Here is a 22,499-nt window from a genome sequence, read left to right as displayed (position 1 = left end):
CCTCCTTGCTAGGCGCATTTTGCCTAACTCCAAACACACCACACCCGCCAATTAGGCGTTTATCGCCTATTGCAAGATGGACGACTTCCTGCATAAATACACATATGCAAGACGCCATCTCCTTTACCCACGCCTTCCTCGACGCCATTGAGGACGCCAGAAAGACCCAAGGGCGCACCCATTCCGACATCGCGAGGTCCGCTTTTCCCGACCTGCGCGACCCGGTGGGGGCCTATCGAAAAATCCGCAACTCCGGCCAATCACTCCGTCTGCCGGACGCCTTCCGCCTTGCCAAGGCTGTGCATCAGGATTTCCCATCCCTGTGCTGGAAGGCCATGCAGGTCGCCGGCGTGTCCTAAGCTGTGGAGCTCCGCTCGTTTTCCACCCCGCTCATTTGCTGCTGCCCGCCAGGGCCATCCTCATCCACCTGGCAGGCACTGGGCCGCGGCGTTTTCGGTTCGCCGCCGCGCTCCCGCCCGCTGTATACGCCCTCCACAGTGCCGGGCCTCCACCTTTTCTGCGACGCATCATGCGCCGGAGGCGACGACACCCGCACAATAGATGACACTATAGCCTCCGCAAAACGCATTTTTCTTCCCGCACCCCCTCCATCATACCGCGCCACCCCACTCGCGCCGCACGGTCCCCGCTCTCTGCGCTGCTCATGTACAACGCCTACTCCATGCTATTCTCCAGCCATACACAAGAAGCAGAACACAGCACAGGCGCTAGGCATGACAAAGAAAAAATAGTAAAGGGTAGAAAAAGCCCCATATGAACTCAAATTTCTAATTTTACAAGTAAATTTATATTTATAGCTCGACTGGTATAGAACAGTGCGTTAGCCATTGCCATCACAACAGAGCAAGGACGTTGCCATAGCAACGCGTATCAGTCGAACAACTGTCCATATGGAGTTTGTATGTGTACCGCATCTTCACCCACCTCAACCGATCCCATCACGTCCCTCTTCGAGCTTGCCGACGCATTGCGCTATTTGCATGACACACTGGGCACAGCCCCCGCCGACGGGGGCGGGCACCCCGGCGCCGCCGTCATAGCTGGCATGCTCAGCGACCGCGCATCCTCCATTGCATCCACCCTGTGGGATGCTGAGGAAACCCCGCCGGCAGAGGAGAAATCCACCCAGCCCCGCGCCACCCCCAGCCGCAGCACCATGCTGCGCCCGAGGCCTGCAGCCGGAAAACGGCTGCCCACAAGTACGCACCGCACACGGTCCTCGCGACACTTCTGCGCCTAACCACCCCTTGACAGCTAGGCAATTTACGCCTAGCTGTCAATACATGAAAACACATATTTTCAGCAGACGCTATTGCACCTACAGATCATGGGAAGACGCTGAGGCCCTGTGGCTGTGCACCGTGGACACCCTCCCCTGCGGCGAAACGCGCCCTAAGCGCCGCCCCGCAGAACACTGCCCCCTGTTTCTGCCCAGCCCCTACCCGTGCCCGGACTGCCTCGACTGTTCGCCAACGCGCCCATACCAGCGCATGCGCCTCCGGCCCGGCCTGCCCGCATGGGCTGACGCGCTGGTATGCCGGGCCTGCGGCCGCCGCGCCTCGCGCATGGAGCATGCGGCGGACATGGGGCGCGCCCTTGAGGGCATCCCCCTTCCCTCCTTTATACAAAGCACGTTCACCCTACAGAGCGCCTCACGCTCCGCCCCGTCACAATATACACATTGATGCATGACGGTGCCCGCGCACCCGTGGTACGATGATGAGCCGGATTCCGCCTGTGCGGATGCACCCTTTTCATGGAGTATTGCCCCATGCGCATCATCCCAGCCATGTCCTCAGCGCGCCTTCTCGGGCTTTTGGCGTGTGTGGCGGCTGCGCTGTGTGCGGCGGGACTCTTCGCATGGAGCGTTGACCGCGACAAGGCGCACCGCTTTGCCTCCCACGCGGCGCTCCTCACCCTGACCACCCAATTGGAGCACGTCACTTTCGAGGAAACCCTGCCGCAGGACCGCACTCACGCCCTGCGCACGGAGCTGGAGCGTTTCATCGCCGAAGCGCCTCCCAAGGCGAAGGACGCACTGCAACAGATATCCACACTGCTCGCCCAAAGCGAAACGAATCCGGTGCTTCACCCGCTCCCCAGAGCTCGTTACCGCCGGCTCATCAGCCAAGCACAAAGCGCCCTTGCCGCAGGCGCCCCAGAGCCCACGGCGCCACTTCGCCGCGCGGTTGTCCCCCTCTTTCTCGCCTCTGCAACACTCTTGGCCGTTGGGCTAGCGCTTTTTTCCCTGCTGCGGCCACCGGAGCGCTCCTCCAACGCGCCCAAGGTGCCGGACAAGCCGGAAGCCGCCCCAACAGAGAGCGACATGGAGCAACACCGGCGCACCACCATTGCCGAAACCACGGATAACCCATTCCTTTCCTCCCTGAAACTGGGGACGAATAGAGTCATCACCGTCTTCACCACCAACGACGGCGGAGCCACATTCTTTTCCCCGGACGCCCCGGAAACCGCGCATCTGCTGTGCGCATCGTCCAGCATGGACAGCGGCCCCTCCGGAGCCGCACTCGACCTGGAGGCGCGCATCCGCGAGGTATGGGAAAACGGCCTGCCCCTCATGACGTCCTTCACCACGGATACCGGCACCCATCCCGCGTACATTTTCCGCCTTAGCACCGGCGATGTGGGCGTTATCCACAGCGACAACGCCACCTGCCGCCTGCCCCTGTATGAAAAGATTTTCGAAAGCACGCTGGAGGGCATTGCCCTTATCAACCGCGACGGGACCATTGCCGCCGTCAATCCCGCGTTCACAAGCATTACCGGCTACTCCGCACAGGAAATTCTGGGGCAACTGGTCACCAATTTCCGCTGCCGCCTGCACGACGACGCCTTCTACCGCGACCTGTTCAACAGCATCCGCATCCACGGCCGCTGGGCGGGTGAACTTTGGGCGCAGCGTAAGGACGGTGAGGAATTCGCCCAGCAAATGAGCATCACCGCCATCTCCAACGACAGCGGCGAAACCACCCACTACACCGCCGTGTTCCACGACATTACGGACATCAAGCACAAGGAAGCGCTCATCACCCATCAGGCCTATCACGACGCGCTCACAGGCCTGCCAAACCGCCAACTGCTGACGGACCGCATGCAGCTTGCCCTGTCCCGCGCCAAGCGCCACCGCCTGCTGCTGGCGGTCATCTTCATCGACCTTGATAACTTCAAAACCATTAACGATAGCCTTGGGCACTCCACGGGCGACTTGCTCCTGCAGGCTGTGGCGCGCCGCGTTAAAACCATCCTCCGCAACGAGGACACATTCTCGCGCCTTGGTGGCGACGAATTTGTCATCATGCAGGAAGATTTGCAGGACTCGCGGCAGGCCGTCCTTTTGGCCGCACGCGTCCTCAAGGAGCTGGAGACGCCCTTCCAAATTCAGGACCGGCGGCTGTTCATTACCTCCAGCATCGGCATTTCCTTCTTCCCTAACGATGGCGCCACGCCGGACACCCTCATCAAGAACGCGGACCTTGCCATGTACAAGGCCAAGGAAATGGGGCGCAACAACTACTGTCTGTTTACACCGGAGATGAATACCCGTGTGGTGCGGCGTCTGTCGCTGGAGGGAAGCCTGCGCACCGCTCTTGAGCGCGACGAATTCTTCGTGCTCTACCAACCCAAGCACGACACCATGTCCCTTGCCGTTACGGGCGCCGAAGCGCTTGTGCGGTGGAACAGAAGCTCCGAAGGCATCGTCAGTCCGGGCGAATTTATTCCCCTCGCCGAGGAGACCGGCCTCATCGTCCCCCTTGGCGACTACGTGCTGGAAACCGCCTGCGCCTCGGCGCAGGCCATCGTCGAGGCGGGACACGCCCCCTTCCAATTGTCCGTGAACCTCTCCCCCAAGCAATTCCAGCAGCATGGCATCGCGCAGAAAATAGACAGCATCCTTTCGCGTACGGGCTTCCCCGCCCATTGTTTGGAGCTGGAGATCACCGAATCCATGCTCATCAGCGACCTGGATACCGTCATCAAAAAACTGTCGGAAATTACGGAGATGGGCATCCGCCTCGCCATTGACGACTTTGGCACCGGGTATTCCTCCCTCAACTACCTGCGCCGCCTCCCCATCCAGTGCCTGAAAATCGACCAAAGCTTTGTCCGCGAGATTACCAAAGACTCCAGCGCCGCAGACCTTGTGGGCACCATGATTCTCCTCGCCCGCAACTTCAACAAGCGCATCATCGCCGAGGGCGTGGAAACCAAGGAACAGTACAACTTCCTCCTCGCCAACCGCTGTGATGAAATTCAGGGGTTCTACTTCAGCCATCCTCTGCGGCAACACGAGCTTGCCACCTACTTCCTGCGCGATATTCCCCTGTAGCCCCGCCGTGGTTCACCTGCCCCCTCGCGCGGCGTCCAATCCACGCGCGGACCGGGCGTCCAGCCCCCCTCTCGCAAAGGAGAAACAAAAAAGCCCACGCACCACACGCCAGGGTGCGAGGCGCAGGGCAAAAGGCTGTTGAAGCCGCTCAGGCAATGCTCATGAAAAACGAGAGGGAAGACGGCAGGAAACACGGCCCACAGCACGCAGCGCCGAGGACCGCCCATGCGCTCGCGCACTCCAGACATGAGGGAACGAGGAGGCGTCTGCCAGACACATCAGAGTACGTAAAAGCAGCGTCAGGCGCCTTGATGCGCCGCGTCACGCCTCAGGAAAATGCCATGCAAAAGTGAAAAGACGTGCCCCAGACGGAGCAGAAAAGACAGAGGAGTGCAGGACAGAGAAGGCAATCCTTCCCGTCCACTGGGAGACGGCTTTGTACTCCCGCACTGAACGAGGAGGGATTTTCGTGGAGGCCCAAAAAGAAAAACCCCCTGAATTTCAGGGGGTTCTGTTCACTATGGCGGAGAGGGAGAGATTCCTTCCTCTGCGTTAAATGAAACATAACCTACTGAAATCATTGTCTCAAAATTGAGAGGCTAGCGGTAGGCATGTATGACCTGTGTGACGTACAACGTGTCTTTAGCAATCTCGCATCCCCCTTGTCCAGCACGTCTTGGGACTCACTACATTTAAGCGACTCACACTTCCGGCTTGAATCCCGCCATGTCCTCAGCGAACAGCCCAGCGTTCCGTGTGGAGGCTCATTCTTTCCACAAAGAGTGGGAGTAGGGGGCGAATTTTAGACTTCTGCCAGCAATCAGGAGGTACAAGTCATCTGGGAAAAGTTAGCTCAGAAATTCGCTCGGAATAACGCCGTGTGATTTGTTGGGGCAGGTTTTGGGCTTTCGTAAGTCCCTTTCAAAGCAGGAACATTTTTTAGGTACTGCTTATGGCACTACGAAGTCGAGTAGGGCTTCATGGGGCGTCCCCAGTGTAGCCCTGCATAGCCTTGCATGCGATGTGGCGTCACCGTGAATTTTGGGCAAGCGAGATACAATCCCGACGAATTCCCTCCAAAACTTCTCCCTTCCCCCTCCCCCTCGACCCCTCGGACCCTCGGAATCCCCGAAATGGCCTTCGTAAGTAGCTGAAATACTGAATCTTTTTTAGGTACTGCTTATAGATATAAACTATCTAAGGGGTTCAACAGGACCTACTAGTGACATGCTAGGGACTTCGTTATGAAGAAGATAGACATCTAGGGGACCATACTCCTATACCCCCCCTAATCATCCTGTAATGGGCAGAGTGAAGAGTAGGAGTCATGCTCTGGGCATGCCGTAGCGGCCCTCACCTTTCAGTGCCAAACGTCTTCGCCCATCTCAACCAGATGATTCCATTTAAAAATGTCCGCCCAAGGTTTAGCTGAGAAGCTGATACCACACGGTATAACCCAATTCCACCGAACGCTCCTGTGACTACCATTCGCAGGGGCTTTTTTTATGCGCTGATTTGCAATCAAAGAGCCACCGCAGACCTGAACGGTATTCCGCCACCAGTATTCCTTACGGCACCAGCCGAGGAAGGCTTGGTCGTGTTTCTGCTCCAATGCCTAACGCCTTGCAGTAGCTCCAATTTATATACTCAGTATCGTCAGAAAGACTTCAATCAAAAAAATGCACAGGAGAATGAACCAACAATGAGAAAGTCCATCGTAAAACTTAAAGAGAGAACAGCAACCGCAACATCGACGTCCACGGTCTCAGACAAGACCACCATAGAAGCAATATATGACGCGGACGAAGACTTAGCCCTCAGAGCAGAATTCGCTGCGGCCTTTGATGCACTTGCGCGAGCAATCCTTAGGAATTTTGAAGGCAATCATGAAGGCTCCCATGAACCAAAGACCAGCGGATTCGGAGGGTAGGGAGAATGGAGAAAGCCATGAATTCCCGACAAGAGAAGCGCGCCACATTCAAGTTGGAGCCGCTGGAGGTCCATTACGAAACAGCCCTAAAGGATATACAGGCAAAATGCCACGAATGTGCTGGAAGCTGTAGCGAGGTGAAAAAGTGTGACTCTACAGATTGCCCACTACATCCCTACCGTTTGGGCAAGCGAGTCAAGCTGGAAGACAGGGGCGAGGGGTATCTGACACCTATGGAGGCTATCAGAGCTTACTGCTTGGAGTGTTGTGGAGGCTACATGAAGGAGGTCCGTCTGTGCCCTGCTAAAAAATGTCCCGCACGGCAATACCGATTCGGGATGCATCCACGAGTAGCCCACAGAAAGGGATACGATGTCTACCAGAAGGAAACACGGTAGGAGCTGACGGGAGGTCGATAAAGCCTCTAGGAGCCAGCATACGCACGCAAGAAAGGAAGAGGTACCCACACTGGCTAGAGCCAGACCGAACGGTGAAATCCGACAGAAATTTCTGAGGGGCTATCTCTTCCTCTGCGTGTGTTCTGGTTTCCCCCGTGGGGTGGGGGGGAGAGCAGGGCACTGTAAAGTTTCAATATAGCAAGACGCACACAGTTCAGGTTCTCGTTGTTTTTATTTAGCAATCAGTGGGATATCATGTACATCACAAAAGAGGACAAAATAGAACTAATGGTGCCTATTATCCCGCCGAGTATAAGCCCTCTGTGTTTATGTTTATGTTCAAGGAGTTCAGAGTACCCCAAAAGTGACACAGGTGGTTTGTATCGTACAAAGAAAGGACAAAGTCTGAATCTTGTAATTGACCTGCACAACTCTTCTTCAGTCAAGTTGAATTCATCATACCCCTCATTCCAAAGCTTTTTATGACATCCAACAGAAAAGTGTTCACTATCAGGTCTTGATTGATTTCGGAAAGAACATCTCTCTGAGTCTTTTAGTGAAAATTTGTATCCGTCACAATTGTCTTTTGCAAGAAAGCCACAGTTAAGGCAACTCTTTTTAAAACAGCACAGCATAATGCGCCCCCTTTGCCTTGGCTTTGCTTAAAGTGACATACGAGAACCAAGGCCGCGATGATTTTGTCAACTTAGACTATACCCTAACCTTACACCGTGTATCTACCAGAACTCCGTCAAGATAGGATTCCAATTTGTATTTTCTTGACATGTGTAAAGCCATCCCTTAGACCCCAAGAAGACATGTCGAGTGGGACTATCCCCTCAACTCTGGACTACCTTCATTCTTCTTTTAAGGGAGAGCTACGCCTACCATGACCATAATGACTACTGCCACCGAACACGCGACGGACCGCGACATTGATGCTGTTCCTGTCACCCATCCCCACGGCGGACACCACATAGGCTACATCCGAGTCTCAACGGTCATTCAGAATACCGAGCGGCAGTTGGACGGTATCAGCCTCCACAAGGTCTTTGAAGATAAGGCATCCGCCAAGGATACCAACAGGCCGCAATTACAGGCTTGCATGGAGTATCTGAGGGAAGGGGATACCCTACATGTCCACAGCATCGACCGACTCGCAAGGAATCTGAGAGAGCTACAGGAGGTCGTCACTACCTTGAATGGGCGTGGCATCTCGGTACAGTTCCACAAAGAGAACATGCTGTTTGGCGGAAGAGGTGATGACTCCTACCAGAAGCTTATGTTCCAAATCCTTGGGGCATTCGCTGAGTTCGAGCGGAGTATGATTCTGGAAAGGCAGAAGGAAGGCATCGCTAAGGCCAAGGCCCAAGGGAAGTATAAGGGAAGGAAGGCAAAGCTTACGGCTGAACAGGTGAGGGAACTGAAAGCCAAGGCGTCCGAAGGGACCATTTCCAAAGCCCAGCTTGCCCGTGAGTACGGTATCAGTCGCCAGACACTCTACAGTTACCTAGGCTAAGGGTAGAAGTGTAATTCAACCGGGAGGGTATATCCGGCTCGTCGGGAGTGCTTTCTTGGTCTTTCTCAATTCCTACTATTTTACAGGGGTATAGTTTCGTATGTCTGTATCTGTGGTCCCCAAAGAATACTGAGGAAAACCTTGAGGGAAGTTTGTTGCTTCACTTCCAATTGCTTGCCGTCAGTCCTTAGTACCCCACACCCCCCTAAGAGGAAGAGAAGGCATTTTTTCTTTTTTCGGGGAGAGCCGCTTCGCGGTAATACTACTAACTTTGTTTTCTCCCCTCATAGATGGGGAAAGAGTGACTCCTTCAGGGGAATCCACTCTGACCTCAGCCGGAACTGCTTCAGGCTCAGGGGTAGTCGGCCAATACTTCCGCACGGTAGGTAGGGACACGCCAGACTCGCGCGCCACGGCCTTTTTAGACGGTATCTGGCCTGTTGCTTGGGCAAGGCCATTGTAAGTCCTTAGGACGGCGTCCTTGGACTTCTCTGCGTGTTTTTGGCGGGAGAACTTAGCCCCCTCACTCTGCCGCCTCCGGATTTCCTTCTCGCGTTCGCTGTCACTCATTGCGGACCAGTCGATTTCCGGGAGGTCCATCGCGCCGAAGTTGCGGGTTGCCCAATTTTGACTGTAGTACTTGTGACCGTTCTTCAGAATAGAGGTAATCGTATCCCGGACCTCATTCTTGGGAAGAAGCTCAATCCCACGCTGCTCCTTCCGGTCCAACATAAATTCATCTGCAAGGGTGGCCAGTGTCTCTCTGGATGTTGCTTTGCCGTGTTCTTCGTCGTCTTTGAATACCGAGAGGAGGTAGTGAAAGAGAACATTGTTTCGGTTTGCGCGACGGTATCGAGCGGCATACGCTTGCTTTCTTTGCGCCGGGGTAATGCTGTTGGTCTGGCGGTCCTTCTTTGTCGTCATTCTTCTTTCCTCAAAACACCCCAGTCGAGGCGGAAAAACTGAACTCTATAGAGAAGCAGGCACTGTGAGTCATCCCCAAGAGGAACGACTCAAAATTCGGCTTATTCATTTCGAGGTGGGGCAGGAGCCAAGAGGCACGTTAGCTCATGCTTATGATGCGCTGTTGCCCTTTGGGCTACTGTTCTTTTTGTTCGCCAAGGTGTTTACCCATATTACAAGTCCGACAACCGTAAGCACGAATACCGAGAAGACGTGCATCGCCCATCCAGAACCCCCGCCAGAACCAGCCACGCCAAGGGTAGGCCCTGCCGAAGGAGACACCAGCGAGGCATACAGCACACATCCGATAATGATGCCCACCACGGCACCAACTGCACCGCCTACGAGGTAGTCTTTCACTGACTTTTTTTGAAGCTGGTTGATGAGTTCCTTTTGTCCGGCAATCAGGTCCGACTGTGCCGCAACGACTTCCCTCAACTCGGTAGACTTTGGTTCATCAAGAGTCATTATGATGTGCACCTCTGTGGATATAGTTGTGTCGCAGGTCCCTGAGTGAGTTCGCTGGAAGAACATCCCGTCATCCTGACGAGTTATCTTACTCAACATACATCACAAAAGGTAAACCTTTCGACCTAATACCGCAAATCCTCCCGAGCGCACCTGATTCGCCCCATTCTTTGCTCAAAAGACCCCAGTAGAGGCGGAAAAACTGAACTCTATGGAGTAGCAGGTACTATGAGTCATCCGAACAAGAGAAGACTCTGTTTTCCGGCTACATACCTCTTCTCTTCTACGAGCCACAAAAACTACTTTATACTCTTCACCCACCTACTTGCTCTCAACGTCGGAACATCAAGAGCCTCAGAAAAATCTACCTTGGCAACCACTTCATCGCGTAGAGTCTCAATACGATAACCGTGCTCATACAGGGCTGTTACATCGCTTGCATCACCCTTCTGATGGCCCACAACTTCCTTGTACAGATTACGGCTCACTCCATTCCGGAGACATTCGGTAATGAACGTATGCCGAAACGAATGGAACACCTTTCCTAAACCTGTAACCCCACACTCACGCCTGTAACGGGTGAACCATGTGGACACTCTGTCACTATATTTCTCCGTACTCTTTCTTGTCTGAAGCTCAGGAAAGAGTCGAGAGTGCTTCTTAGCCTTAAGATACTTCACTCGTTCAAGCAGACCGATATCAATCAGAGTCTGGTGAATCGGAATCAGCCTCTCACCCGCCTCACTCTTCAGACCCTTCCCGTCTCGGTCGTTGATGTCGAACACCCACACCCCGTCCTTCTGGCAGATGTCAGACAAAGTGAGCTGACAGATTTCTTCGATACGTGCACCGGTATGAAGGGCGATGAGCGGCACCCAGTGTCTTGAGGCCGCCCCATGAGAATCCTGAGCATATGCCGGAGATTTTAAAAGAGACTTCAAATCATCAAGCGAAAAATGCGTTCGCCCTGAGGACTTCATTTCCTTCTTCTGAGCCTTCTCAAGCTTAAGAATCGCATTCAAATTCCGAGCTTTGTAAGTGTATTCCTCTTCCTCACACCAATTCAGAAAGCCACGGACGTTCACAAACCTGTTGTCGATGGATTTCGGTTGGAGTCGCTTATCTGGCGGAACATTCCTGTCAACGATTTGTTGAGGTGTCGCCTTTGTAAGCTCTTTACTACTCATTCGAGCAGGCCTACTGGAAATATACTGGCGGTAGAACCGCATATGGTCCCTGCTAAGCTCCGAAACTGGCACACCACCAATCACACGAGCAAATTCACGAAGATGTGGCGGAATATCCTTAATGGTTGACTTGCGCCATGCACCACTTTCCGTCTTCGTCGCTATGTACTTCTCTACGGCATCGGACAGAAGAATATGATTGGAAGGCTGAGGGATACTCCCCAACCCTACCGGGGGAACAGGCTGAGTAGGTATGCCGGAGGAAGCTGTTTGAGTTAAAAAACTTAGACCTGAATCCGTGTCACTATAGTCCCCGTGACTTCGCTTATCCTCAATACTGACCCATTTGACACGGGCTTTAAGAAGTTCCTTTTGGAGGCTTTTGTACTCCAGCGAGGACTTATCAGCTTCAACTCCAAACTCTGAGACGTAATCCTGTGCGAGGTCATCAACCTCATCAAGCTTGCCTCGCTCCACATGCTTCGTAAATTCCCTCTTGAGCTTGCTCCAATCTGATTCGTGTCCCATCACAGAAGCCCTGTCCAACGGAATTGGACCCTCATGCTCCAAGCGGTACGCCTCATAATTATCAAGCTGTCGCTTAATATAACTCTCAACGATATAGCGGATTACCTCAGGGGTTAATTTATTGCTCATAGAATCCCTCACGGCTTCAAATACTTCATATAACCCATTAGCCAACCGTGAGGCTTTTAGACGGGCTTCGCGGACAAGTCTAGTTTTGAGAGAACGACGAATTTCAGACTTACCGATGAGGTACTTCATGTCTTTGGGAAGTGCCATACGGAAATAGAACACCTGTCCCTGACGGAGCAAATACGATGGGGCTGTGGAGTACATTGAAGGAAATCCTTCCCGTCCATTGGGAGACGGCTTTGTACTACCGCATTGTACTAGGAGGGATTTTGGGGGAGGCCCAAAAAGAAAAACCCCCTGAATTTCAGGGGGTTCTGTTCACTATGGCGGAGAGGGAGAGATTCGAACTCTCGATAGGGTTCCCCCTATACACCCTTAGCAGGGGTGCGCCTTCAGCCAGCTCGGCCACCTCTCCAAGTGTGCACGCGTTGCGCGCCTTGGGTGCTCCATGCGGAGCGATGCCAGCGCCATTGGCGTCGGCTGACGCTTCAAATAGGTGTTTCTCGGCCTGTTTGTCAACATCAAATTTGAAAAATCCTCGCTAGCGCCCCAGCATTATCCCACAAAGTCCCTCGGCCCCTGCGCGACGCCAAAACAGCACGGCTCCCCATGTTGCCCAGCACATGCCGCCGCAAAAACCACCGCGCCCCAGCATAATCGAGAAAGACGCCCCCAACATGCCAGCAGAGCCAAGCCACGGCAAAACCCCTTGCGCAAAGATGCAAAGCCGCTACAATGCGGACTATCCTTCCACCCGGCGCATGGCGTCGACACAGCAGACGGACGGAGAAGCGCATGCAATGCAGTGAATGTGGATACGACCTTGTCATAGGCCTGCGGCACAAGGGGGTAAAGCGCCTTTTGTCCTTGCTCCCCGTCCAGCCCTACACCTGCCTGCGGTGCGGCAAGCGCAACTGGGTCGCCGGTGACAGCGCCGCCCCGCTGACGCGGACGCTGGGCCTTGTCGTTCTGCTTGCCGGAATTGGCGCCGCCCTGTGGCATTCGGGCTACCTGCCCATCAATGGCGAGGAGTTCACCGGCACAAACTCCGTACGGCGCAACGTTCAGCCCATGACAGCCACAAACGCCACCACAGTACGTATGACGCCCCCCGGCGCGGAAAGCGTGCAGGGCGCATCGGTCAACGCAGCCAAGAAAAGCCGCCAAACCGGAGCCCCCGCGACACGCGTCGCCAAGGCCGCCCCAATAAGTGCCCCCATTCCCAGCCCGAACGCCGTGCTCAAGGACTCGCGCCCCAAGGTCGCCCCCGGCACGCCCCCCGCACAAGGGAGCGCCGCCCCTCCGCCCTCATCTGCCGGAGCTGTGCCCAATCCGCACACCTTCACGCCGGACGCCGCCAAACCCAAACCCGTCTCTCCGGCCACACCGCCCACGCCTGCGCCCGAGTCCGGCACAGGAACTCCCGCCACGGCTGGAGGCGCCCAGCCCGGCAACGCGCCTGCGCCAACCGTTGCAGCCACTGCCCCAAAGCCTCCAGACACCTTGCCTCCGGACGCCTTGCCGCAAAACGCCCTGCCACCGGAAGAGCCACTGGAAACCATCCCCGCCCCGCAGGTCGCTGAAGCCGCGCCTCCGGCGCGTCCTGCCGTCGCGACACCTGTAACCTTTTCCACCACCCCGGATGCCCTGCGCCTCACCCTGCCCACAACCCACGCTCCTGGCGACATCCGCACCTTTTCCCTTGGCGGCCCCAGCCGCTTTGTCATCGACGTGCCCGGACGCTGGCACTACAAGGGCGATACCACCACCCACGTCAACACCGGCGGCGTCAAAAGCGTGCGCACCGGCGTGCACGCGGACAAGCTCCGCATGGTCATTGACCTCGCCAAACCTCTGCACAGAGCGCCCACAATCAGCGCCAACGGCTCTGGCCTTCACGTCACAATTCTCCAATAATACCAGCCCTTCACGCCAAGCACTGCCACGGTATTCCGACCATTTTGCTCTTTATTACACATGAGCACTTGACATTCATTATCAACAGGCATACTTCCAAGACATGTGGAAACGGAAATGCCATCGTCGGCGACACGGACGAACCCTGTGTGACTACCCCTGCGGAAGCCGGGTCGCCATTGCGGACATCCAAGGCTGTCCCAAGTTGCGGTGCAGGCTCCTCGCCATGGGGCTGACCCCGGGCACAGAGGCCGAAGTCTGCTCCCATGCGGCTGGCTCATGTTGCCTGCGGGTGCGCAACAGCGACCTCATCCTTGGTGATGATATGGCGCAGAACATCTTTGCCACCCCGCTCTCCGGCCAGAAGAACCAGGCCTCTGCCTCCTAGCCGGACACGTCTCCACCCCTTAGCTCTATTACGGCGCTCAACCACTCTGGTTCAGCGCCGTTTTTCATTGCCCTGCGGGGCAAGGCGGGAATTTTTTCTCCCGCCTCTTCACTGGCGGTCCGCCGCGTCTTAGTGTATAGCGGAGCCGGAAAAAATGAGAACGAATATCACCCTCACGCCGCACGGCGCGGGGGATGCTATAAGGAGACCCCATGGGCACCATCATCAATATGCGCCAGCTCAAGGTCGGCCAGAGGGCCATCATCAAAACCGTTGGAGCCAACGGCGAACTGGGTCGCCGCATCCGGGACATGGGTCTTGTTCCGGGGACGGAAGTTCAGGTCGTCGGCCGTGCGCCCCTCAGGGACCCTGTCGCCCTGCGCATGAAAGGCTTCACCCTCTCCCTGCGCAACAACGAAGCCGACCACATCACCGTGGACATCGTGGAGTAGCCCATGCCCAAAACCATTTCCATGGCCCTTGCCGGCAACCCCAATGCCGGCAAGACGACCATGTTCAACGCCATTACCGGCGCGCGCCAGCATGTGGGCAACTACCCCGGCATCACCGTTGAGAAAAAGGAAGGCTACGCCGACATCAACGGCACGCGCTTCCACATCGTTGACCTGCCCGGCACCTACTCCCTCACGGCCTACACGCAGGAGGAAATCGTCGCCCGCAACGTGCTGGTGGACGATAAGCCCGACATCGTCGTCAACGTGCTGAATGCCTCCGCCATTGAGCGCAACCTGTACCTTGCCGTGCAGGTGATGGAGATGGGCATCCCCGTGGCCCTTGCCCTTAATATGATGGACGAGGCTCGCAAACACGGCATGACCATTGACGTAGAGCGCCTGTCCGAGCTGCTCGACATGCCCGTGGTGGAAACCGTGGCCCGCACTGGCGAGGGCGTGCCCGAACTGCTGACGCAGACCGCGACCTTCGCCCGAAAGCGTGATGGCCGCTGGACGCCGCTGACCATCTCCTACGGTCCGGACCTTGATCCGGTGCTCACGCGCATGACGGACCTCATCGAGGCGGAGTCCTTCCTGACCAGCCGCTACCCCTCGCGCTGGCTCGCCCTCAAGTACCTTGAAAGCGACGAGGAAATCCTCGCCGTGGGCCGCAGCGCCAATGAGGCCGTCGCCGCTTCCCTTGAGGAGATGACAGCCGAGGTCAGCGAGCACTGTCAAAAAACACTCAGCACCTACCCCGAAGCCATCATTGCGGACTACCGCTACGGCTTTATCACCTCGCTCCTCAAGCAGGGCGTCCTGACCCGCAGCACGGACCATCAGCGCATTGATTTCTCGGACCAGCTGGACCGCGTGCTCACGCACCGCTTTTTTGGCCCGCTGGGCATGTTCCTTGTGCTGATGGCCGTCTACAAGCTCACCTTCACCCTTGGGGAAGTGCCCATGGGCTGGGTGGAGGCCTTCTTTGGCTGGATGTCGGACACCACGTCCGCGGCCCTGCCGGACGGCCTGCTCAAGTCGCTGCTGGTTTCCGGCGTTATCGACGGCGTGGGCGGCGTGCTGAGTTTTGTGCCGCTCATCCTGCTCATTTTTCTGTTTATCTCGTTCCTTGAGGACTCGGGATACATGGCGCGCATCGCCTATATGCTGGACCGGCTGTTTCGCATCTTTGGCCTGCATGGCTGCTCGGTAATGCCGTTTATTGTCTCCGGCGGCATTGCCGGTGGCTGCGCCGTTCCCGGCGTTATGGCCGCGCGCACCCTGCGAAGCCGCAGGGAAAAGCTGGCAACACTGCTCACCGCGCCGTTTATGACCTGCGGGGCCAAGCTGCCGGTGTTCATCCTGCTCATAGGCGTCTTTTTCCCCGGCCATCAGGCCAAGGCGCTCTTTCTCATCACGCTGGCGGGGTGGGCCGCCGCCCTTATTGTGGCGCGCATCCTGCGCGTAACCATCATCAAGGGCCCCAGCACTCCCTTTGTCATGGAACTGCCGCCCTACCGCTTCCCCACCCTGCGGGGCATGCTTATCCATACGTGGGAACGCACATGGCAGTACATTAAGAAGGCGGGCACGGTTATCCTTGCCATTTCCATCCTGCTGTGGGCGCTTATGACCTTCCCGGGACTGTCGGACGACCAGCAGGCCGCCTTTGAACAGAAACGGCAGGACATGACGGCCGAGCTGGCCACCGTGCACGAGGACTCCTCCCGCGCCATGATTCTGCGCGCCAACCTGCGCGGACTGGACGCCGAGCGCGACGAAGCCCGCCTGCGCGGCTCCATTGCCGGACGCATGGGCACCGCCCTTGAGGGCATCGGCTCCCTTGCCGGCTTTGACTGGCGCGTGAACATCGCCCTCGTCGGCGGCGTTGCGGCCAAGGAAGTCATCGTTTCCACGCTGGGTACGGCCTACTCCCTCGGCGACGCCGCCGAGGAATCCGGCTCCCTTGCCAAACGCCTTGCCGGTTCGCAGGACTGGAACCCGCTGCGCGCCTCGGCGCTGATGCTCTTTATCCTGCTCTACGCCCCATGTTTCGTCACCCTCGTCGCCATCAAGGGCGAGGCCGGATCATGGAAATGGGCGCTCTTCTCCCTCGGCTTCAACACGGCCTTTGCCTACTTCATAGCCGTAGCCGTCTATCAGGGCGGCCGCCTCGTTGGCCTCGGCTAGCTGACGCCTCGCCACAAATGCATAAAAGGCCCCCGCCTCTCCAGGCGGGGGCCTTTTCCGTCAGAGCGCTGACAAAACGCATGTACCGCAACGCGGGCACACCCCCTGTTGCGTTACAGCTAATCGTTGCGCCAGCATATCCATACCTCACAAGGATGTTTTCCAGCACCACCCCACACCCTACTGACTAAGTAGGACAACGCACCACTTGACGCCATTGCCGCTTTTGCATACGAAAAACATGCTCTATTGCATTGATTTTTTGCATTTTCCCTTTGGAGCTACTGTGCACCCCATGCCTCACCCCGTCCAAGGAGCCGACCATGCGCATTTCGACCCGAAGCCGCTACGGGTTGCGAATGGTGCTCGACATCGCCGTGAACGGTCAGTCCTCACCGGTCCGGATACACGATGTCGCTGCACGCCAAGGACTTTCGGTCAAGTATCTTGAAAAGCTCATCAGAATCCTCAAGGACCACGGTTTCATCCTCAGTAAGCGTGGGCCGCGCGGGGGGCATATGCTTGCCCTGCCGCAAGAAGACCTCCACATCGGCAACATTGTCAGCGCCCTTGAAGGCGACCGGCACATCATCGACTGCACCGCGAACCCTCAGTGCTGTGAAGCACAAAACAGCTGCCCCACCCGCAAGCTGTGGGACAACGCCGCGCGCAGCATGTTCGACACCCTCAACGCCGTCAGCGTTGCCGACATGGTAAAGGAAATCTCCCGCGCGGAGGGCCTGCCCTCTGGCCCCGCATCAGACCCCACACTTTCCGAAACGAAAATCGCCATGGCCGACCCCGTGGACGCCGCCAGCTAAGGCGCCACCTCTCCCCCTCCACATCCCCGCAACCTCAGCCTCGCCCGGGGTCTTTGCGTGCGCCCCCGCGCCTCGCAGGTGCGCACAAAAAAAACGCCGCCTCGGAACGAAGCGGCGCAGTGTGGTCATATGGGGTACTGGCGTGGTGGCGCGGACGACGTGTTAGCCGTGTTCGGCCTTTTTGCTGCGGCAGTCCGCGCAGATGCCGTACAGATACATCTCGTGTCCGGTCAGGATGAAGCCGTGGGCCTCGGCCAGCTTTTCCTGCAACTCTTCAATGCGTTCATCCACCACGGCAAGAGCCTTGCCGCATTCCTGACAGATGATGTGGTCATGATGGGAGTGGCCGTACTTGCGCTCGTAGCGGGTGACGCCGTCGCCAAAGTTCACTTCCTTGGCCAGCCCGGATTCCGAGAGCAGCTTGAGGGTGCGGTACACCGTGGCCTGCCCGATGGACTTATCGGCCTTCTTGACGATAGTGTACAGATCCTCGGAGGTATGGTGGCCCTTCTCCTCCAGAAAGATGTCCAAAATCAACCGCCGTTGCGGCGTCATTTTCAGGTTCTTTCTGTTGAGGTAATCGGAAAAAACTTCGAGCGCCTCTTTCATGCTACGTCCCCTTGGCATTTTTTCGCATTTATTCAAGCTAGAAGCATTCTGTCAAGCTGGCTGCACAACTCATACCGGAGCACTCATGAATCCCCACGCCAACTGCATCGACATCTCCCTCGCCCTTGGGCGCGAGGATGCCCCGTGGCCCGGGGACCCGACATTCTCAACAACTGCTGCCGCAACATCGGATACAGGCGGCATCACGTCAAGCCTTAGCCTGTGCGCGCACAGCGGCACGCACATCGACACCCCCGCCCACATTCTGGATGGCGGCGCGCGCCTTGGGGACTACGCCCCGAATAATTTTATCCTCCACGCGCTGGTGGTGGATATTCAGGACGCCCCGCACGTCACCGCCCAGCATATCGCCGCACTGCCTGAGGGCGGCCCGCAGGCGGTCCTGTTCCGCACGCGCAACACCCGAAACGGCCTCGCGCATCCCGGGCAGTTTTCGCCGGACTTTGCCGCATTCACTCCGGATGCGGGGCGCGCCCTCGCCGGGCGGGACCTGCGCCTTGTGGGCATAGACGCCCCGTCCGTTGACGCCGCCAGCGCTCATGACCTGCCGGTGCACCATGCGCTGCTTTCGCGCGGCATTCTGCTGCTGGAAAACCTGAACCTGCACCACGCCGCGCCGGGGCTGTACACTCTATGCTGTCTGCCTCTGTCCATGCCGGACCTTGAGGCCTCGCCCGTCCGGGCGGTCCTTCTCCCCGCCACGTAACACAAAAAAGGCGGCCCGGAATGCATTCCGGGCCGCCCTGTTCATTTTTTGGCCGTGCTCCGGCAGAGGAGACGGAAGCTTACATGACGTCCGTCACCGCAAGTCCGGCGGCGGACCCCGTGATGCCGTCCTTGGAGCCAAGGACCGCCACATCGCCGTCCTGCATCAATGCGGCCAACACCTCGCCAAAGGCGTTGAAGTCCGCCTGCGTGGTGGCTAGCAGTTCCTTGCGCATGGCGCTGCGGCGCTCTGGCGTATCGCCCACCAGAATGCGCGCCATGGCGGTGTAGCCCTGCGCGTCGGGCAGCATGTAGGCGTCCACTTCACCCATGGCGCCGATGATGCTCTTGACCAGTTCGTCCTTGTCGAGGCTGAGGCTCTGCAGATACTGCGCCGCGCCGTCGTACACCGACAATGTGCCGTCAAGGTTCGGGTCGCGGTAGGAGGCAAAGGCCATGGTCTTGCTAAAGCGGTCCAGCGCGCTGAACGCGCCGTACGCGCCGCCCTGCACACGCACCTGATCCCACAGGTAGTCCATGCGCAGGTAGCGGTTCACGCACAGGTGCGCGCCGCTAAAGGCGTAGCCGGCCTTTTTGAGGTCCACAATCTTGCCCACGTAGTTCACCTGCGCGGGGATGGTCAGCCCCTCGCGGGCCGGAAGGGCCTGCGGCGTCCACGCGGCGGGCGTTCCCGAGGCTTCGGGCAACCCGCCAAGGAAATCCCCCAGCGCGCCATTAACGCCAGCCAGCGCCTCTGTGGACGCCGTCACGTTCACCAGCATGTCGCGGCGGGTGATGATAGCGCAGCGCAGGCCCTCCAAGCGGGCGCGCACGCTGTCCCAATCCGCGTCAATATCCTTGAGCAGTTGGCGCAGGAAGAAGAGCTCCTCCACGCCGCCCATGGCCTCGTTCATCCATCCCGCCAGACCAGCGCGGGCGCGCAGGCGCGACATGACCACCATATGCCCAGCCGGGATGAGGCGCTGTTCCATGCGCGCCTTTTCCTCCAGCACAATGCGGCGGAAGCGGTCCTTGTCATCAAAGCGGGCGGTGAGCAGAACATCCGTCAAAATATCGAGCAGGTCGCCGGTATTGGCGGCCATGGCCTTGCCGCGCAGGAACAGGCGCGCCACGGTGTCGCCGTCCACGGTCTCGGCCACGAAGGTGTCGGGGTCAATGCCGCCGGTCTTGCGGGCGATGCGCATGGTCAGGGTGGAGAAGTCCTCCTTCTCGGTGCCCATCTCAAGCAGCGCGCGGCCAAACAGCGGGATAAGCGGCACATCGGCCTGCGCCACACCGCGGATGTCAAATCCTGCGTCAAGGTAGACGATGCCCTGCGTGGGCAGGTCGTGGCTCAGGACGCGCACACCGGCCACATCCGTTTCGGCTGTGGGGATGGCCTTTTCCTGTTCGGGCAAATCGTCAATGCCCAGCATGGGGATGGTGGCGAGGTCCTCGGGGTTGTCCGGGGCCTCCTGCGCGGCCTTCAGGGCGCGGGCGGAGTCGATAACCGCCTGCACGTCCTGCTCGCTCATTCCGGCCTTGATGGCGGCCAGCTCGTCGCGTTCCTCGCGGTCGCGGCGTTCGGCCAGCTCCGGGTCCGGAGTCAGGAGTACGGTCACGCGGTGGCCGTTGCCCAGCAGGTACTCGCGCAGCAGGTTCTGGAAGACGGGCACGCCCTCGGCCAGTTCGGCCTTGAGGCGCTCAAGGGGGCCCTCAAAGGCCAGCGGCGCAAAGGGGTCGCCATCGTACAGCCACGTGGTCAGGGACATGAGCATCATGGACAGGCCCTTGGGGAAGCGCCCGGTGTTCTGCTCGCGCAGGTCAAATTCCACGCTGTTCAGGGCTGCTTCCACCATCTCGTCCGAGGGGCCGTTTTCGCCAAGACCGCGCAGCACATCAAGGATGATGCCTTCGGCCTTTTCGCGGTTTTCGGCGTCCATGCCCTTGAGGCCAACGGAAAAGGACATCTGGCGCAGTTCGTCCTCAAGGCCCACTCCGGCGAGGTCCTCGCCAAGGCCGGATTCCATCAGCGCGCGGCGCAGCGGCGAGGACGGCAATCCAATGAGCACATGCTCCAGCACCTGCAGGCGCAGGGCAAGGTCACGGTCCGAGGTTTCGGGCAGCAGCCAATTCATGGTGAACATGGCCTTGGCGTCCGCGCCGCCAGCGTAGTGGCGCTCCACCACGGCGGGCTGATTGGTGGGCGTTTGCACCTCCACCTCGGAGTCCACGGTCAGCGCCTCAAAGCCGCTGAGGGCGTCGGCCAAAATCTTCAGACGGGTGTCTTCGTCGTCATCGCCATAGAACCAGAACCGCGCGTTGGAGGGATGGTACAACGTGCGGTGGAACTCCATGAACATCTCATGGTTCAGGTCCGGGATGTGGCGCGGGTCGCCGCCGGAGTCCAGCCCGTAGGTGGTATCCGGGAACAGCTCGCGCTGGGAGAATTCGTGCAGCAGGCTATCCGGAGAGCTGTACGCGCCCTTCATTTCGTTGAAGACCACGCCCTTGCGGGTGAGCTCGCCCTCTGGGGAATCCAGCTCATAGTGCCAGCCTTCCTGCTGGAAAATCTGCTCGGTGATGCGCGGGTGGAACACGGCATCAATGTAGACATCCACAAGGTTGTAGAAGTCCTGCACATTGGTGCTGGCCACGGGGTAGCAGGTCTTGTCCGGATAGGTGAAGGCGTTGAGGAAGGTCTGGAGCGAGCCCTTCAGCAGTTCCACAAACGGCTCCTTAACCGGGTACTTGGCGGAGCCGCACAGCACGGAATGCTCCAGAATGTGGGGCACGCCTGTGGAATCGCGCGGGGGCGTGCGGAAGCTGACGCCAAAGACCTTGTTCTCGTCGGGGCAGGTCAGGCTCATGAGTTCCGCGCCGGTCCTCTGATGGCGGAAGTGCCGCGCCTTCACGCCGAGTTCGGCAATTTCCTTCTCAACAAGCAACTCGAATCCGTGTATAATCGTCATCCATTCCTCCCGCTTTGCGCCAAGGGCTAAAGGGAGCCAAGGCGGCGGTACTTTGTCGTTTTTTTAGCCACGAAGGGTGTTGTACATGAGCTTTCTCGCAAATAAAACCGTCATCGTCACCGGCGCGTCGTCCGGCGTGGGCCGCGCCACCGCGCAGGAACTGGCCGAACGCGGAGCACGCCTTGTGCTGTCCGCCAGAGCTGTTGATCCGCTCAAAGCCGCGCTGGAGGCGTGCGCAAACGCCTCGCACGAGGCAGGGTTCTCCGGCGATCACGCCATGATAGCCGGGAGTGTCGCAAAGGCCAAGGTCGCAGAAAGCCTTGTCGCCACGGCCATGAACATGGGCGCGTTTACGGGCCTCATCCACGCGGCGGGCGTGCTGGCCCCCGGCCCCGCGCTGTGGGAGTTGGACCCGGACCGCTTTCAGGACGTGTTTGACGCCAGCGTGCATGGCGCGTGGATGCTCATCCATACGGCCATGCCCGCCCTGCGGCATGTGGAAAACAGCTTTGCCGTCTTCCTTGGCTCCGGTGCGGCGGAAATCACCCAGCCCGGCATCGCCGCCTACTGCGCGGCCAAGGCCGCGGAGGAGCACATGGTCCGCCAGCTGGCTGTGGAATTGCCGCAGGTGGCGTCCATGGTCTACCGCCCCGGCATTGTGGACACGCCCATGCAGACCAAGGCCCGCGCCAGCACGGGCGAAATGGCGGAGAAGGTCAGCGCCGTTTTCAGCGCTTGGCACGAGCGCGGCGAGCTGCTGACGCCGCAAGAATCCGCCTGCGCCCTCGTCTCCCTCATTGAGGGCGGCGTCCGGCGTTTTCATGGCGGCATTGCCACCGTCGCGGATGCCTCGGGCTAACGCCCCGCATGCCCACCGCCTCGCCGCACGGCGCGGCGCACACCACAACGACACCACGCAGGAACAGACAG

General features: G+C 58.3%; 18 protein-coding genes and 1 tRNA gene. 13 read left to right on the top strand and 6 right to left on the bottom strand.

Features of this window, described 5'->3' with window-relative positions; translation table 11 throughout:
* The first annotated feature begins 104 nt into the window (after window positions 1–104).
* The 6 genes from ACYQ2T_RS12080 (at window position 105) to ACYQ2T_RS12055 (ending at window position 8,216) form a co-directional block, all read left to right on the top strand.
* Window positions 105–359: a hypothetical protein gene (locus tag ACYQ2T_RS12080; protein WP_404843556.1), complete on the top strand. Its 255-nt coding sequence runs from the start codon at window positions 105–107 to the stop codon at window positions 357–359.
* A 563-nt stretch (window positions 360–922) separates the two neighbouring features.
* Window positions 923–1,261, top strand: coding sequence for a hypothetical protein (locus tag ACYQ2T_RS12075; RefSeq protein WP_459900856.1), 339 nt, complete (start codon window positions 923–925; stop codon window positions 1,259–1,261).
* 43 nt (window positions 1,262–1,304) lie between these two features.
* Window positions 1,305–1,706 (top strand): hypothetical protein, encoded by a 402-nt coding sequence (locus ACYQ2T_RS12070; protein WP_459900855.1) that lies wholly within the window; start codon window positions 1,305–1,307, stop codon window positions 1,704–1,706.
* Between the two features lie 86 nt (window positions 1,707–1,792).
* Entirely contained in the window at window positions 1,793–4,369 is a 2,577-nt protein-coding gene (locus tag ACYQ2T_RS12065) for a putative bifunctional diguanylate cyclase/phosphodiesterase (protein WP_459900853.1), read from the top strand.
* A 1,702-nt stretch (window positions 4,370–6,071) separates the two neighbouring features.
* Window positions 6,072–6,299 carry a hypothetical protein gene (locus tag ACYQ2T_RS12060; protein WP_459900851.1) on the top strand — a complete coding sequence of 76 codons (228 nt, stop codon included), beginning with the start codon at window positions 6,072–6,074 and terminating at the stop codon, window positions 6,297–6,299.
* Between the two features lie 1,287 nt (window positions 6,300–7,586).
* On the top strand, window positions 7,587–8,216 hold the full coding sequence (locus ACYQ2T_RS12055) for a recombinase family protein (protein WP_459900849.1): 630 nt from the start codon (window positions 7,587–7,589) through the stop codon (window positions 8,214–8,216).
* A gap of 180 nt (window positions 8,217–8,396) precedes the next feature.
* Here the strand turns inward: ACYQ2T_RS12055 and ACYQ2T_RS12050 are convergent, their stop codons facing one another.
* The 4 genes from ACYQ2T_RS12050 to ACYQ2T_RS12035 form a co-directional block, all read right to left on the bottom strand.
* Window positions 8,397–9,140: a hypothetical protein gene (locus ACYQ2T_RS12050; RefSeq protein WP_459900847.1), complete on the bottom strand. Its 744-nt coding sequence runs from the start codon at window positions 9,138–9,140 to the stop codon at window positions 8,397–8,399.
* Window positions 9,141–9,290: 150 nt separating this feature from the next.
* Window positions 9,291–9,647, bottom strand: coding sequence for a hypothetical protein (locus tag ACYQ2T_RS12045; RefSeq protein ID WP_459900845.1), 357 nt, complete (start codon window positions 9,645–9,647; stop codon window positions 9,291–9,293).
* 299 nt (window positions 9,648–9,946) lie between these two features.
* The gene (locus ACYQ2T_RS12040; RefSeq protein WP_459900843.1) at window positions 9,947–11,695 is read right to left on the bottom strand and encodes a DUF6538 domain-containing protein; all 1,749 of its coding nucleotides are present in this window, start codon (window positions 11,693–11,695) and stop codon (window positions 9,947–9,949) included.
* A 120-nt stretch (window positions 11,696–11,815) separates the two neighbouring features.
* Window positions 11,816–11,906, bottom strand: a tRNA-Ser gene (locus tag ACYQ2T_RS12035).
* A 380-nt stretch (window positions 11,907–12,286) separates the two neighbouring features.
* Here ACYQ2T_RS12035 and ACYQ2T_RS12030 point away from each other — a divergent pair.
* The 5 genes from ACYQ2T_RS12030 to ACYQ2T_RS12010 all read left to right on the top strand — a co-directional run bounded on the left by ACYQ2T_RS12030 (window position 12,287) and on the right by ACYQ2T_RS12010 (window position 17,262).
* On the top strand, window positions 12,287–13,408 hold the full coding sequence (locus ACYQ2T_RS12030; protein WP_459900842.1) for an AMIN domain-containing protein: 1,122 nt from the start codon (window positions 12,287–12,289) through the stop codon (window positions 13,406–13,408).
* Window positions 13,409–13,511: 103 nt separating this feature from the next.
* Complete coding sequence (locus ACYQ2T_RS12025; RefSeq protein ID WP_459900841.1) at window positions 13,512–13,796, top strand: FeoA family protein; 285 nt, start codon at window positions 13,512–13,514, stop codon at window positions 13,794–13,796.
* Between the two features lie 212 nt (window positions 13,797–14,008).
* Complete coding sequence (locus ACYQ2T_RS12020; protein WP_404843561.1) at window positions 14,009–14,248, top strand: FeoA family protein; 240 nt, start codon at window positions 14,009–14,011, stop codon at window positions 14,246–14,248.
* 3 nt (window positions 14,249–14,251) lie between these two features.
* The gene (feoB, locus tag ACYQ2T_RS12015; protein ID WP_459900839.1) at window positions 14,252–16,441 is read left to right on the top strand and encodes a ferrous iron transport protein B; all 2,190 of its coding nucleotides are present in this window, start codon (window positions 14,252–14,254) and stop codon (window positions 16,439–16,441) included.
* A 323-nt stretch (window positions 16,442–16,764) separates the two neighbouring features.
* Complete coding sequence (locus tag ACYQ2T_RS12010; protein WP_459900837.1) at window positions 16,765–17,262, top strand: RrF2 family transcriptional regulator; 498 nt, start codon at window positions 16,765–16,767, stop codon at window positions 17,260–17,262.
* Between the two features lie 162 nt (window positions 17,263–17,424).
* Here the strand turns inward: ACYQ2T_RS12010 and ACYQ2T_RS12005 are convergent, their stop codons facing one another.
* A complete protein-coding gene (locus ACYQ2T_RS12005; protein WP_404843564.1) occupies window positions 17,425–17,871 on the bottom strand; it encodes a Fur family transcriptional regulator in 447 nt (148 codons plus the stop codon).
* A gap of 85 nt (window positions 17,872–17,956) precedes the next feature.
* Here ACYQ2T_RS12005 and ACYQ2T_RS12000 point away from each other — a divergent pair, with 85 nt between their 5' ends.
* Window positions 17,957–18,598 (top strand): cyclase family protein, encoded by a 642-nt coding sequence (locus ACYQ2T_RS12000; protein WP_459900835.1) that lies wholly within the window; start codon window positions 17,957–17,959, stop codon window positions 18,596–18,598.
* 79 nt (window positions 18,599–18,677) lie between these two features.
* Here the strand turns inward: ACYQ2T_RS12000 and ACYQ2T_RS11995 are convergent, their stop codons facing one another.
* A complete protein-coding gene (locus tag ACYQ2T_RS11995; protein WP_459900833.1) occupies window positions 18,678–21,569 on the bottom strand; it encodes an insulinase family protein in 2,892 nt (963 codons plus the stop codon).
* 85 nt (window positions 21,570–21,654) lie between these two features.
* On the opposite strand from ACYQ2T_RS11995, the gene ACYQ2T_RS11990 reads away from it, so the two are divergent.
* Entirely contained in the window at window positions 21,655–22,428 is a 774-nt protein-coding gene (locus tag ACYQ2T_RS11990) for an SDR family NAD(P)-dependent oxidoreductase (RefSeq protein ID WP_459900831.1), read from the top strand.
* Window positions 22,429–22,499 lie beyond the last annotated feature (71 nt).

The sequence above is a fragment of the Desulfobaculum senezii genome, assembly GCF_054657395.1.
This window is presented reverse-complemented; position numbering and strand designations above follow the sequence as displayed.